This window comes from Kitasatospora sp. NPDC001540, assembly GCF_042894345.1.
GTDB classification, from domain to species: Bacteria; Actinomycetota; Actinomycetes; order Streptomycetales; family Streptomycetaceae; genus Kitasatospora; species Kitasatospora phosalacinea_C.
In genome coordinates, this window is sequence record NZ_JBIAVO010000048.1 from 42938 (window position 1) to 55373 (window position 12436).

12 protein-coding genes are annotated in these 12436 nt (G+C 75.0%); 6 read left to right on the plus strand and 6 right to left on the minus strand.

From position 1 onward, the window contains the following. Positions 1 to 2 precede the first annotated feature (2 nt). Entirely contained in the window at positions 3 to 1367 is a 1365-nt protein-coding gene (locus ACFY00_RS34750) for an FAD-binding oxidoreductase (RefSeq protein WP_388037357.1), read from the plus strand. A 30-nt stretch (positions 1368 to 1397) separates the two neighbouring features. Here the strand turns inward: ACFY00_RS34750 and ACFY00_RS34755 are convergent, their stop codons facing one another. Continuing rightward, positions 1398 to 2789, minus strand: coding sequence for a DEAD/DEAH box helicase (locus tag ACFY00_RS34755; protein ID WP_388037359.1), 1392 nt, complete (start codon positions 2787 to 2789; stop codon positions 1398 to 1400). A gap of 151 nt (positions 2790 to 2940) precedes the next feature. Next, the gene (locus ACFY00_RS34760; protein WP_285738925.1) at positions 2941 to 3144 is read right to left on the minus strand and encodes a cold-shock protein; all 204 of its coding nucleotides are present in this window, start codon (positions 3142 to 3144) and stop codon (positions 2941 to 2943) included. A gap of 438 nt (positions 3145 to 3582) precedes the next feature. On the opposite strand from ACFY00_RS34760, the gene ACFY00_RS34765 reads away from it, so the two are divergent. After that, positions 3583 to 3804: a hypothetical protein gene (locus ACFY00_RS34765; protein ID WP_388037361.1), complete on the plus strand. Its 222-nt coding sequence runs from the start codon at positions 3583 to 3585 to the stop codon at positions 3802 to 3804. A gap of 422 nt (positions 3805 to 4226) precedes the next feature. Continuing rightward, positions 4227 to 5279 (plus strand): SDR family oxidoreductase, encoded by a 1053-nt coding sequence (locus ACFY00_RS34770; protein WP_388037364.1) that lies wholly within the window; start codon positions 4227 to 4229, stop codon positions 5277 to 5279. Here the strand turns inward: ACFY00_RS34770 and ACFY00_RS34775 are convergent. From ACFY00_RS34775 to ACFY00_RS34785, 3 genes are all read right to left on the minus strand, one after another. Beyond that, entirely contained in the window at positions 5195 to 6280 is a 1086-nt protein-coding gene (locus ACFY00_RS34775) for a helix-turn-helix transcriptional regulator (protein WP_388037365.1), read from the minus strand. The genes ACFY00_RS34770 and ACFY00_RS34775 overlap by 85 nt on opposite strands. A gap of 449 nt (positions 6281 to 6729) precedes the next feature. Beyond that, the gene (locus tag ACFY00_RS34780; protein ID WP_388037367.1) at positions 6730 to 7068 is read right to left on the minus strand and encodes a hypothetical protein; all 339 of its coding nucleotides are present in this window, start codon (positions 7066 to 7068) and stop codon (positions 6730 to 6732) included. 20 nt (positions 7069 to 7088) lie between these two features. Beyond that, complete coding sequence (locus tag ACFY00_RS34785) at positions 7089 to 8720, minus strand: high frequency lysogenization protein HflD (protein WP_388037370.1); 1632 nt, start codon at positions 8718 to 8720, stop codon at positions 7089 to 7091. Between the two features lie 324 nt (positions 8721 to 9044). Between ACFY00_RS34785 and ACFY00_RS34790 the strand changes: the two genes are divergently transcribed. From ACFY00_RS34790 to ACFY00_RS34800, 3 genes are all read left to right on the plus strand, one after another. Continuing rightward, positions 9045 to 10490: a DUF4331 domain-containing protein gene (locus tag ACFY00_RS34790; RefSeq protein ID WP_388037373.1), complete on the plus strand. Its 1446-nt coding sequence runs from the start codon at positions 9045 to 9047 to the stop codon at positions 10488 to 10490. Positions 10491 to 10551: 61 nt separating this feature from the next. Continuing rightward, entirely contained in the window at positions 10552 to 11841 is a 1290-nt protein-coding gene (locus ACFY00_RS34795) for a tetratricopeptide repeat protein (RefSeq protein ID WP_388037376.1), read from the plus strand. A gap of 125 nt (positions 11842 to 11966) precedes the next feature. Further along, positions 11967 to 12209 (plus strand): chaplin, encoded by a 243-nt coding sequence (locus ACFY00_RS34800; RefSeq protein ID WP_388037378.1) that lies wholly within the window; start codon positions 11967 to 11969, stop codon positions 12207 to 12209. A gap of 101 nt (positions 12210 to 12310) precedes the next feature. On the opposite strand, the gene ACFY00_RS34805 is transcribed toward ACFY00_RS34800, so the two are convergent. Continuing rightward, positions 12311 to 12436 (minus strand): fasciclin domain-containing protein (locus ACFY00_RS34805; protein ID WP_388031438.1); only part of this gene is annotated, 126 nt, incomplete at its 5' end.

Consider the following 12436-nt stretch of genomic DNA (forward strand, 5'->3'; position numbering starts at 1 on the left):
CCATGGGCACCGAACGACTCGCGACCCGCCTGGCAGCGGTGGTCGGCCCGGCGCACGTGCTGGCCGACCCCGGCCTGCGGGCCTCCTACGAGACCGACTTCACCGGCCGCTGGACCGGCCGGGCCCGGCTGGTGGTCCGGCCCGGCGACACCGCCCAGGTCGCCGAGGTGCTCCGGACCTGCCGGGACGCCGGGGTCCCGGTCCTCCCGCAGGGCGGCAACACCGGCCTGGTCGGCGGCTCGGTGCCCACCCCCGCCGGGGACCAGGTGGTGCTGTCGCTGCGGCGGCTCGACACCGTCGGCCCGGTCGACCCCGACGCCCGGCAGATCACCGTCGGCGCCGGGCTGACCCTCGCCGCCCTGCACGGCCGACTCCGGCCGCAGGGCTGGGAGTTCGGCGTCGACCTGGCCTCCCGGGACTCCGCCACCCTCGGCGGCATGATCGCCACCAACGCGGGCGGCGAACGCGTCCTGAAGTACGGGACCACCCGGGCCAACGTGGCCGGCCTGCAGGCGGTCCTCGCCGACGGCACCGTGCTGGACCGGCTGGCCGGACTGCCCAAGGACAACACCGGCTACGACCTCACCGGCCTGCTGGTCGGCAGCGAGGGCACCCTGGCCGTGCTCACCGCGGCCCGGCTGCGCCTGGTGCCGCGGCCCCGGCACCGGGTGGGCGCCCTGCTGGCGGTCGACTCGATCGCGGCGGCCACCGCCCTGGTGACCCGGCTGCGCGGGCTCGAGTCGCTGGAACTCGCGGAGTTCTTCACCGCCGAGGGCCTCGACCTGGTCCTGGAGCACACCGGCCTGCCCGCGCCCTTCCGCGCCCGGCACCCCGTCCACCTGCTGGTGGAGTGCGCCGCCCGGCACGACCCGACCGACGAACTCGCCGACCTGCTGGCCGACGCCGACGTGCTGGACGTCGCCGTCGCCGTGGACGCCGCCGACCGGCACCGGCTGGCCGCCTACCGGGAGCGGCACACCGAGGCGATCAACGCCGCCGGCACCCCGCTCAAGCTCGACGTCACCCTCCCGACCGCCGCCCTGCCCGGCTTCGCCGCCGAACTCCCCGGCCTGCTCGACGGCCGGGCCCGCCCCTACCTGTTCGGGCACCTCGCCGAGGGCAACCTGCACGTCAACCTGCTCGACGTGGCCCCGGCCGACGAGGAGGCGGTCGTCCTGGCCGTCCTGGGCCGGGTCGCGGCGGCGGGCGGCAGCATCAGCGCCGAGCACGGGATCGGCCGGGCCAAGGCCCGCTACCTGCACCTCACCCGGTCGGCCGCCGAGATCCGCGCCATGCGGGCCGTCAAGTCGGCCCTGGACCCGACCTGGCTGCTCAGCCCCGGCACGCTGCTGGCCGGACCGGACTGACCGGCCCCGCACCGCGACGGGCGCCCGGGCTCAACCGCCGTACGGTCGCGGCGAGGCGCCGCGGCTTCCCGAGGCGGGAGCGGCGGCAGGGCGGCCGTACCGGCTCCGGGAGGTCGGCCGGTGGTGGCGGGGCCGTTCGACGACCGGGTCGGGGATCGCGACGGGCACGCCGGTGGGGACGCGGGCGCCGGTGATCCGGGTGAGTTCCGCGTCGCCCGCCCGGACCGCGGTGGTGACGGGCGTGACGCCGGCCGTGGTCATCATCCGGGCCGCCCCCCGCCGCTGCTCGGGCAGGACCAGGGTGACGACGGTGCCGGACGCACCGGCCCGGGCCGTGCGTCCGCCTCGGTGCAGGTAGTCCTTGGGGTCGGCGGGCGGGTCCAGGTTGACGACCAGGTCGAGGCCGTCGACGTGGATGCCGCGGGCGGCGACGTCGGTGGCGACCAGCGCGGCCACCTGCCCGGCCCGGAACTGCTCCAGGGTGCGGGTGCGCTGCGGCTGGGACTTGCCGCCGTGCAGGGCCGCGGCCTTCACGCCCTTCGCGAGCAGCGCCTCGACCAGGCGGTCCGCGCCGCCCTTGGTGTCGGTGAACATGATCACCTTGCCGTCCCGGGCGGCGATGTGGGCGATCGCGGCGTCCTTGTCCGCCCTCCGCACGTGCAGCACGTGGTGCTCCATCGTGCTGACCACGCCCGCGGACGGGTCCACCGCGTGCGTGGCCGGGTCCTTCAGGAAGCGCCGGACCAGGCGGTCGACGTTGCGGTCCAGGGTGGCGGAGAACAGCAGGGTCTGGCCGCCCTCGGCGACCTGCTCCAGGAACCCGGTGACCGTCGGGAGGAAGCCCATGTCGGCCATCTGGTCGGCCTCGTCGAGGACGGTGACGGCGACCGCGTCGAGTCGGCAGAGCCTGCGCTCGATCAGGTCCGCCAGCCGCCCGGGCGTGGCCACCACGATCTCCGCCCCGCGGTTCAGCGTCTGGGCCTGGCGGCGGACCGGCACCCCGCCGACCACCGTGGCCGTCCGCAGGCGCACCGCCTGGGCGTACGGCGTGAGGGCCTCGGTGACCTGCTGGGCCAGCTCGCGGGTGGGCACCAGCACCAGGGCGAGCGGGCGCCGCGGCTCGGCCTGCCGCCCCGCGGTGCGGGCCAGCACGGCGAGACCGAACGCGAGCGTCTTGCCGGAGCCGGTGCGGCCCCGTCCCAGCACGTCGCGGCCGGCCAGCGCGTTCGGCAGCGTCGCGGCCTGGATCGGGAACGGCGTGCGAACCCCCCGGCGGGCCAGCACCGGCAGCACTTCCGCGGGCAGGCCCAGGCCGTCGAACGAGTCGACGGCCGACGGTTCCGGTGCGGCGGGCGCCGGTACGGCGGGCGCCGGTACGGGGCGGGGCCGGGGGTCGGCGTGCTGGCGGGGGGAGCGGTTCATGCGGATGCCTTCCCAGGAGCGGCACCTGACGCACGGCCGGCGCCCGTCGGACGCACGGGAACGGGAGGTGACATGCCGAGGGGCCCGCACCGAGCGTGACGCGTACGGTGCGGGCCCCTCTCCGCCGGGCGGTGCCGCGGCGGTGGAAGAACTACAGCGGGCGGATGTTCTCGGCCTGCGGGCCCTTCTGGCCCTGCGTGACGTCGAACTCGACCTTCTGGCCCTCGAGCAGCTCACGGTAGCCACCGGCGTTGATGTTCGAGTAGTGGGCGAACACGTCCGGACCGCCGCCCTCCTGCTCGATGAAGCCGAAGCCCTTTTCCGAGTTGAACCACTTCACGGTGCCATTAGCCATGTAAAAAATCTCCTTCAGGGGCTTTCCGGCATCCGCACGATACGCATGCCGAGTCACCGTGATGGGAGCCCGCCCGGAGAAGATCCGGAAAAACAAAAATGCGCCTGCAAGTACGTGAGCGGGCGCACACAAAGTTCATGGGAACCATTACTGCAACTACCTCGACTGTAGCAGCCCGGGGCCCGCAACGGGCGGAAATGTGCACCACGATTTTCCGGCGCCGCACCCCCACCCCCCGACCGACCGCGCCTCCCCCAGCCAACTCCCGCCCCACCCGGACCCGTTGATCCACACCCGGAGCACCGACCCGCCGGCGCGCCCGACTCCCCCGTCCGCCCCCGGGGAGGCGATGTCGGTCACACCCGGCATTTCGGACCACCGGAATTCGTCCGCCCGAGAGGGGGCCAACACCGTTCGCCGCAGCGCATACTGGACTGGATGAAGAAAACCGAAGCAGTCCGCCGGCACCTGCCCACCAGCCCCTTCAAAGCCAGAGCCGAAGCACCGCGCAAGCACTTCTCGGTCGGCGAGCGCGTCACCCACGACGCCTACGGCCTCGGCCGGGTCGTCGGCGCCGAGGGCGACAGTGCGGTCACCGTCGACTTCGGCTCGCGACAGGAGCGCATCGTCGAGCCGTACACCGGCATGTACCCCCTCTGACCCGCACCGACGACCAACGGCCCGCCCCCACCGACGCCCGAGAACGCAGCAGCCCCCGCCGCCCGAACCGGCCAGGGGCTGCTGCGCGTGCGAGCGCGGCGTGTCCGCGGCGGCGATCGTGCCCACCTGCGCAGCCGAGGCATCCGATGCCCCCTCCCGACAGGGCCGACCAGGCACGCAACCGCCGGGAGCCCGCCGAAGGACTCGACCGGCTCGACGGCGGCCTCCTCGAAGGACTGCGGGTCACCGCCTCGCCACCGGCGATCACGAGCAGCGGGCGGGGAGCGATCTCGGCGACGTCGGCCCGCGGCTCGACGTCCTCGCGTTCCGTCACCGCTGACGGAACGGGTGCCGGCCCCCGAAGCGAAAACACCCGGAAAAGGTGACGTTTTCTGTCAGTTTTGCCGTGAACGATGGATGACATGAGCAACGAGGAGATCACCGACCGGAACACTTCGACGACCGCGCGGGCAGCCGCGGCGGGTCCGCTCGCGGGGCGGGTCGCGCTCGTGGCGGGCGCCACCCGGGGGGCGGGGCGGGCGCAGGCCGTGGAGCTGGGCCGGGCCGGTGCGACCGTGTACGTCACCGGCCGCACCACTCGGACCCGGGCCAGCGAGGTCGGCCGGACCACCGAGACCATCGAGGAGAGCGCCGAACTCGTCCGCGCGGCGGGCGGGACCGGGATCGCGGTTCCCACCGACCATCTCGACGAGGCCCAGGTGCGCGCCCTGGCCGAGCGGATCGACCGGGAGCACGGACGGCTCGACGTCCTCGTCAACGACCTGTGGGGCGGCGAACACCTGCTGGCCGCCTCGGTGTTCGGGAAGAAGAGCTGGGAGACGCCGCTCGCGGACGGCCTGCGGATCCTGGAACTCGGCGTCCGCTCGCACGTGATCACGGCGGCGCTGCTGCTCCCGCTGCTGATCCGCTCCGACGCGCCGTTGCACGTGGAGGTCACCGACGGCACCGCGCGCTACAACCGCCGCTACCGGGAGAACATGTACTACGACCTGGCGAAGAACGCCCCGATCCGCCTCGCGTTCGGGCTGGGACAGGAGCTGGAGCAGTACGGGGGCACGGCGGTCGCGGTCTCGCCGGGCTTCCTGCGCTCGGAGCAGATGCTCGCCCACTTCGGCGTGCGCGAGGAGAACTGGCGTGACGCGATCGCCCAGGAGCCGGCGTTCGCGATCGCGGAGTCCCCGCGCTACCTGGCCCGCGCGGTCGCGGCGCTGGCCGCCGACCCGGACCGCGCGAAGCGGTGGAACGGCGCGTCCACTTCCAGTGCGGAGCTCGCCAAGGCGTACGGGGTGACGGACGTGGACGGCAGCCAGCCGGACGCCTGGGCGTACTTCGAGGACGTCGCCCGCGGCGGGGAGATCTCCCCCGAGGACTACCGCCGCGCCGCGCCCTCCTCGGGTGCCGCCGCCTCGGGTCCCGACTCCGCGGGTTCCACCTCCGCGGAGTCCGCCCCGTAGAGGGCGGACAGGGCGGCGGCGCGCTCGCGGAAGCGGGCGCGCAGGCGAGCGGGGGCCAGGACCTCGACGTCCGCGTCGAGCCTGGCCAGTTGGTCGAAGGCGACGTCCTCGGACTCCACCGGCAGGTCGAGGGTGACCAGGCCGGCCGGGTCCGGGGCGCTCGCCGAGGCGAGCGCGTCCGCGACGGCGGCCCCGTCCACCACTGCGGGCAGCCGTCGCAGGCCCCGCCCGGTCAGCCGGACGGTGACGGTGGTGCGCAGCAGGGCACGGGCGAAGGCGAGGGACCTGGCCTCCCAGTGGGCGGCCAGGTCGAAGGCCGGGTCGCGCACGAACGGATCCTCGGTTCCGGCGGCGGCGAGCGCGGTGATCCGGTCGACGCGGTAGGTGCGCCAGCCGCCGTCGCGGTCCTCCCGTGCACCGGGGACGCGGGCCACGACGTACCAGGTGCCGGCCTTCAGCACGAGGCCGTACGGCTCCACCACCCGCGCCACGGCGGTGGGCGGCGCGCCGTCCCGGCCGGGCCGCGCGTACGACAGCTCGACGGGCCGGTCCGCCCACACGGCGCGGGCCAGCTCGGGCAGCAGGTCCGGGGCGGCGGGTTCGCGGAACCAGGCCGGGGCGTCGAGGTGGAAGCGGCGCACGGAGGACTCGGCGGCCCGGCGCACCGAGGGGAGCAGGGTCGCCGTCAACTTCAGCCGGGCGGTCTCGGCCGCGTCCGAGAGCCCCAGGTCCTGCAGGGCCGAGGGCACGCCGGACAGGAAGAGCGTCTCCGCCTCGCCGGGACGGAGCGTGGTGAGCCTGGTCCGGTACCCCGCGGCGAGGAAGTACCCGCCCACCCGACCGCGCTCCGACCGCACCGGGACGCCCGCCTCCTGCAGGGCCTGGGCGTCGCGGATCACGGTGCGCTCGGAGACCTCCAGCTCGCGGGCGAGAGCGGCCGCGGTCAGGCCGGGGTTCGACTGGATCAGGAGGGCCATGCGGATCAGGCGGGCGGCACGCATCCTCCAAGGATCACCGACCCGGCGGCCGCCCGACACCCCCCGCCGGACCGCTCGACGGCAGCGCCCGAGCACACGCGCTCAGCCGGGCGCTCCGCGCGAGTTCGAAGAAGAACCCGGCCTCGGCCCGGCCCTGGTGGCCACCGAGCCGGAGCCGGTCCGGACCGCCGCCGCCCGCACCCCCGGAAGCACGTGCGGCACCCCGGGCCGGAGAAGCTGCCGGGGTGCCGCACCGAAAGCCGGAGGCAGTGCGGTCGCCTCGTGTCAGGTGGGCCGCCGGACGATCGGGGACGGGACCCGTGGTGCCAGCCGGAGGGCCCCGTCCCCGCGTGCGCGTGACGGCCGACCCTGGCTCCGCGCACACCCTTCGTTCGGGGCGGCGGGGCCACGGGCTTGGTGCGGGCCGCAGGCATTCACCCGTTCGGCGCAGCGTGGGTCCCGGACGTCCCGGGTCAGGGCCGGGCGAGACGGGCCGGGTCGCCGCCGAGTCCGGTATAGAGCCGCTGCCAGGCCCGGTCCGCGGCGGTGGGCTGCTTCCCGTCGCAGTAGGGGGTGCGGCCGTTGGCCGTGTAGTAGCGCATCATCTCCAACACCGCGCCGGTGTCGGCCTCCCGACCGGCGGTGTAGCGCTCGGCGGGCTGGCGGGTCTGGTGCGCGAGGCAGGTGGGCGACGCGGTGGCGGGTCGGGTGTCGAGGCTGCCCCGCTCCGGGCCGCCGCAGCCGACCAGGAGCAGGGCGGACAGGGTTCCGAGGACCAGGCCGCGCAGGGGCGCGGCGGGGTGGACGGGCACGTGGTTCTCCCGGAGTGTCGTCAGACGGCGGACGGCAGACTGCGCAGGACCATGCCCGCGCCGACGGCGAGGACCAGCAGCGCCGTCAGCAGGGCGCTGTACGGGGCGAGGCCGCGCAGGCGGGCGAGGGCCGGGCGGGCGGCGAGCGGTTGCATGCGTTGGCCGAGGCCGACGAGGAGCAGACCCGCTCCGGTCAGGGTGGCGGCCATGCCCAGTCCGTAGACGACCACCAGGGCGGCGCCGAACAGGGTGCGTCCGAGGGCGACGGCGCCGAGCAGCACCACCAGCGCGGAGGGGCTCGGGACCAGGCCACCGGCGATCCCCAGACCGATCAGCCGGCGTCGTTCCGCTCCCCGGCTCGGCTCGTGGGCGTGGTGGTGGTGATGATGATGACGGCCGAACAGGCCGTGCCGGCGCCCGTGTTGCTCGTGACGGTGCTCGTGGCCGTGGTGTTCGTGCCCGCCGTCGTGGCCGTGGCCGTGGTGTTCGTGCCCGCTGCCGGAGTGGACCGCGGCCCCGGCCGCCACCCCCGCCAGGACCGGGTGCGGTTCGTGCGCGCGCTGTCCGGTGCCCTCCGCCGACGGTGCCCGGTGGTCGCGGCGGGAGCGCAGGGCGTCCCGTAGCAACAGGGCACCGACGAGCAGGACGAGCGCACCGCTGACGATGCCGAGCCGGGCCAGCAGGCGGTCTCCGGCGAGGGTGGAGAACGTGGTCAGCAGCAGGCCGGTGACCAGGACGCCGGTGGTGTGGGTGAGGGTGACGGTGGCCCCGACGGCGAGCGCGTCGCGCGGACGGCCGCGCTTGCCCGCGAGGTAGGCGGCCATGACGGTCTTGCCGTGGCCGGGCAGCAGGGCGTGACCGGCACCGAGGACGAGCGAGAGCAGGACGGCGAGCAGGCCCAGCGGCAGGGTCAGGTGACGGGCGGTGCCCAGCGCGGCGAGGCGGGCGTCGAGGGAGGCCAGCCAGGCGCCGGTGGAACCGGTGGACGCGGCTCCCGCCCGCGGAGCGGCACCCGGGCCGCCGGGGCGGGCTCGGAAGACCGCCGCGGTGACGCCTTCGGGGGTGTCGAGCAGGTCGCGCGGGTAGTCGCGCAGTTCACGGCTCACGGAGTCGGCCGGGACGTCGGAGGGGTCGAGCGTGGCGCCCTCGCCCCTGGCGGTGATCTCGTTCCAGCCGACCCGGGCGGGGTCGGCGCCGGTCGCGACGCGGAAGTCCGCACCGTCCGCCGGGAGTCGGTGGTCGGCGCGGAGGCGGCATTCGAGGCGGCTGGTGCGCAGGCCCGCCGCACCGTCCTGATAGGCGAACGAGGACGAGGCGACCGCCCAGCGGAGGGGTTCGCCGTCGGCGGTGAGGCGGATCCGACGGGCGGCCTCGTCGCACTGCCGGGCGGCCCGGGCGGTGCGTTCGGCCGCGTCGACGGTGCCGTCGTGGTCGGTGTCGGTGCCGCTCTGCTCCTGGAGGGTGGGGATCTCGGCGAGGTCGGTGACGGCGAGGGCGTCGACGCCGTCGGCCCTGACGGTGAGTCCGAGGTAGTGGTTGACCGAGAAGTTGCCGAGCGGATGGGCCTGCGCGGACGGTGCGGCCAGTGCGGTCAGGGCGAGGGCCGCAGCGAGGGCGGCCCCGGTGCGGATCAGGGTGCGGTGGACTGCCACGCGGTGCCTCCGGGGAGCGGAACGGCGGTGGGCGCGGGCGCCCCGTGCGGGCTGGCGGCGCGGCAGGGTTTCGGCGCTGGGCCCGCACACTGTGGCGTCCGCCCGCTCGCCGTGTCCACCGGCACGGCCGGGCCGTGCGACCGGACGGGTGACCGTGCTGGGCCGCCAGGGTGACCGGAGCACGCCGGAGGGCTGTTCGCGGCGAACCGCACGCGACGGCGGAGGACAGTACGTGTCGGCCGACCCGCCGCACGACATCCGCACGCCCCGCATCCCCTACGGATGCGGACGTCCGTTCCTGACAAGGAAATCGGAGACTCCTTGATGAGCCTTCTTCGTCGATCCACGGGTCGCAGCTCCGCCGCGCGGGGGGCCGCCGTCCTCACCGCCCTCGCCCTCGGCACGGCCGGCACCGCCCTGCTCGGCACCGGCGCCGGGACGTCCTCGGCGTCCAGCCACCGCGAGGCCCCGCTGATCGCCGCCGACCCCCAGGTCGACAACACCGACCTGTACGCCTTCACCAGCCCGGACAACCCCGACACGGTCACCCTGATCGCGAACTGGCTGCCGTTCCAGGAGCCCAACGGCGGCCCGAACTTCTACCCGTGGGCCGACGGCGCGCACTACGACATCAACATCGACTCGCAGGGCACCGGACACCCCGACGTCACCTACCGCTGGACCTTCCGCACCGAGGACCTGCGCGGCACCGACACCTTCCTCTACGACAAGGGACCGGTGAACAACCTCACCGACGACACCCTGCGCTTCCGCCAGTACTACACGCTCCAGGAACTCCACCCGAACTGCGCCCCGGTGACCCTGGTCGAGCACGGCCAGGTCGCCCCGTCCGACACCGGCCGGGCCTCGATGCCCGACTACGGCAGGCTCCGGCAGCAGGCCACCGTCCAGCTCCCGGGCGGCGGACAGACGGTGGCCACCCAGGCCGCCGACCCGTTCTTCCTCGACCTGCGGGTCTTCGACCTGCTCTACGGCGGCAACCTCTCCGAGGTCGGCCAGAACACCCTGGCCGGGTACAACGTCAACTCCGTCGCGCTGCAGATCCCCAAGAGCCACCTGGCGTACAAGGGCGACCCGACCCGCAACCCCGTCGTCGGCGTCTGGTCGAGCACCGAGAAGCGGAGCATGAAGCTCAGCCCCGGCAAGGCGGACCCGGTCGGCCCGTACGTCCAGGTCTCGCGGCTGGGCAATCCGCTGGTCAACGAGGTCGTCGTCCCGGCCGGACTGAAGGACGCGTTCAACGCGCTGCCCCCGTCCGAGGACCACAACCAGCCCGCCGTCGTCGCCAAGGTCCTCGACCCCGAGGTACCCAAGCTCGTCCAGGCGATCTACGGCCTGCCCGCGCCCGCAGCACCCCGCACCGACCTCCAGGAGATCTTCCTCACCGGCATCGCCAAGGCCGCGAACGGTCCGCTCGCCGTCGACCTCAACTCCCAGCTGATGAACCGGGACATCGACCCGAACCGGTTCGTCCCCGCCGAGGAGCTGCGCCTGAACCTGACCACCCCGGTGACGCCGAAGCCGGACCGCCTCGGCGTCCTGGGCGGCGACTTCCAGGGCTTCCCCAACGGCCGCCGCCTCGGCGACGACGTCGTCGACATCGCCCTGCAGGTCGTCGAGGGCGCCACCCCCGGCACGTTCGTCCAGGCCCTCGCCGCGGGTGACAAGGTCAACGGCCCCGACAGGCCGTTCGCCGCGACGTTCCCCTACCTGGCGCTGCCGTACGACAAGGCCGTCAACCAGAAGTGACCCCCGCGCGGCGGCCCCGACAGCCGGGGCCGCCGCCCGCTCCTCGTCGAGGGAACCCGTCGTGCGCCGTCTGCCCCTGCTGCTGACCGCCGCCGCCCTGTGCGCCGGCCTCGCCTACACCGGCGGCCTCACCGACCCGCCGCCCGCGCCCGCCACGCCCCGCGCCGCACCACCCGCCGGGTCCGCCCTCGCCGCGGCGATCGGCACCGACCAGCAGCACCTGCGGGCCCGCCCCGACGACGCCGCGGCCTGGGCCCGGCTCGGCGGCGAGTACGTCGAACAGGCCCGGCTGACCGCCGACGCCTCGTACTACCCGAAGGCCGACGAAGCCCTCCACCGCTCGCTCACCCTGGCCCCCGAGGGCAACACCGACGCCCTCACCGGGCTCGGCGCGCTCGCCAACGCCCGCCACCTGTTCGCCGAAGCCGCCGACCACGCCCGGCGGGCCCTCGACGCGGCGCCGCTGCACTGGCAGGCGTGGGCCGTCCTCACCGACGCCCGCACCCAGCTCGGCGACGACGCGGGCGCCACCGATGCCGCCCAGCACCTGCTCGACCTGCACCCGGGCACCGCGTCCTTCACCCGCGCCGCCTACGAGCTCGAACAGCACGGCCGCCCGGAGGACGCCCGCACGGCCCTGCAACGCGCCCTCACCGACGCCTACGACCCCGCCGACCAGGCGTTCTGCCGCTACCAACTCGCCGAACTCGACCGGAACTCCGGCCGCACCGAGGCCGCCCTCGACGGCTACCGGAGCGCCCTGGCCACCGACCCCGCCCACACCGCCGCCCTGGCCGGACAGGCCCGGGCCGAGGCCGCCCTCGGCCGCACCGACGACGCCCTCGCCCACTACGCGCAGGCCGTCGCGAAGGTGCCGCTGCCCCAGTACCTCCTCGAACTCGGCGAACTCCACGAATCCCTCGGCCACACCGCGCAGGCCGCCGAGCAGTACCGGCTGCTGCGCGCCGAAGCCGACCTCGCCGCCGCGAACGGCGTCGTCGACGACCTGACGATCGGCCAGTTCGAGGCCGACCACGGCGACCCCGCCACCGCCGTCCGACTGCTGCGGGCCGAGTGGGACCGCCGCCACGACGTCCTGGTCGCCGACGCCCTCGCCTGGGCCCTGCACCGCACCGGCGCCGACCGCGAAGCCCTCGGCTACACCGGCCTCGCCCTCGCCCACGGCTGGCGCAACGCCCCGTTCCTGTACCACCGCGGCGAGATCGAGCGCGCCCTCGGCCGCACCGACGACGCCCGCACCGACCTCTCCCTGGCCCTCGCCACCGATCCGCGGTTCAGCCCCCTCCAGGCGCCGCGGGCCCGCGCCGCACTGACAGCGCTGGCTCCCTGACCCGGCGCCGGAGGCACCCGATGGGGTGAAGGACCGGCCCGCGACCACGCCGCCGTCGCGAGCACCCCGAATCACCGGTGCCGCCCCGCCCGGGGCGGCGTCCCGTCCGACCGCAAGGAGCCGTCATGTCCGTCACCCGCACGTCCCTCGCCCTGACCGCGCTGGCCGCCACCGCCGTGCTCGGCACCGCCGGGGTCGCCTCCGCGTCCGCCGGGGCCGAGGGCGTGGCCGCCGGTTCGCCCGGTGTCCTCTCCGGCAACCTGATCCAGGTCCCGGTGCACGTCCCGGTCAACCTGTGCGGCAACACGGTGAGCGTCGTCGGCGCGCTGAACCCGGCGTTCGGCAACTCCTGCGCCAACCTCGGCTGACCGTCGTCCGGCTGACCGCCGTCCACGGGCCCGAGCCGTGGCCCGTGGACGGCGCGAGGGCCCCGACCGGTTCCGGTCGGGGCCCTGCGCGTGACGGCGGGTCAGGAGGTGGGCATCAGGACGGTGTCGACGATGTAGACGGTGGCGTTGGCGGTCTGGACGTTGCCGCACAGGACCTTGGAGTTGCCGTTGACGGTGAAGTCGGGCTGGGCGCCGGTGACGGTGAG

What these genes read in the sequence shown, in the direction of transcription:
- ACFY00_RS34750 (WP_388037357.1), top strand. Translation starts at nt 3, where the DNA reads ATGGGCACCGAACGACTCGCGACCCGCCTGGCAGCGGTGGTCGGCCCG.
- ACFY00_RS34755 (WP_388037359.1), bottom strand. Translation starts at nt 2,789, where the DNA reads ATGAACCGCTCCCCCCGCCAGCACGCCGACCCCCGGCCCCGCCCCGTA.
- ACFY00_RS34760 (WP_285738925.1), bottom strand. Translation starts at nt 3,144, where the DNA reads ATGGCTAATGGCACCGTGAAGTGGTTCAACTCGGAAAAGGGCTTCGGC.
- ACFY00_RS34765 (WP_388037361.1), top strand. Translation starts at nt 3,583, where the DNA reads ATGAAGAAAACCGAAGCAGTCCGCCGGCACCTGCCCACCAGCCCCTTC.
- ACFY00_RS34770 (WP_388037364.1), top strand. Translation starts at nt 4,227, where the DNA reads ATGAGCAACGAGGAGATCACCGACCGGAACACTTCGACGACCGCGCGG.
- ACFY00_RS34775 (WP_388037365.1), bottom strand. Translation starts at nt 6,280, where the DNA reads ATGCGTGCCGCCCGCCTGATCCGCATGGCCCTCCTGATCCAGTCGAAC.
- ACFY00_RS34790 (WP_388037373.1), top strand. Translation starts at nt 9,045, where the DNA reads ATGAGCCTTCTTCGTCGATCCACGGGTCGCAGCTCCGCCGCGCGGGGG.
- ACFY00_RS34800 (WP_388037378.1), top strand. Translation starts at nt 11,967, where the DNA reads ATGTCCGTCACCCGCACGTCCCTCGCCCTGACCGCGCTGGCCGCCACC.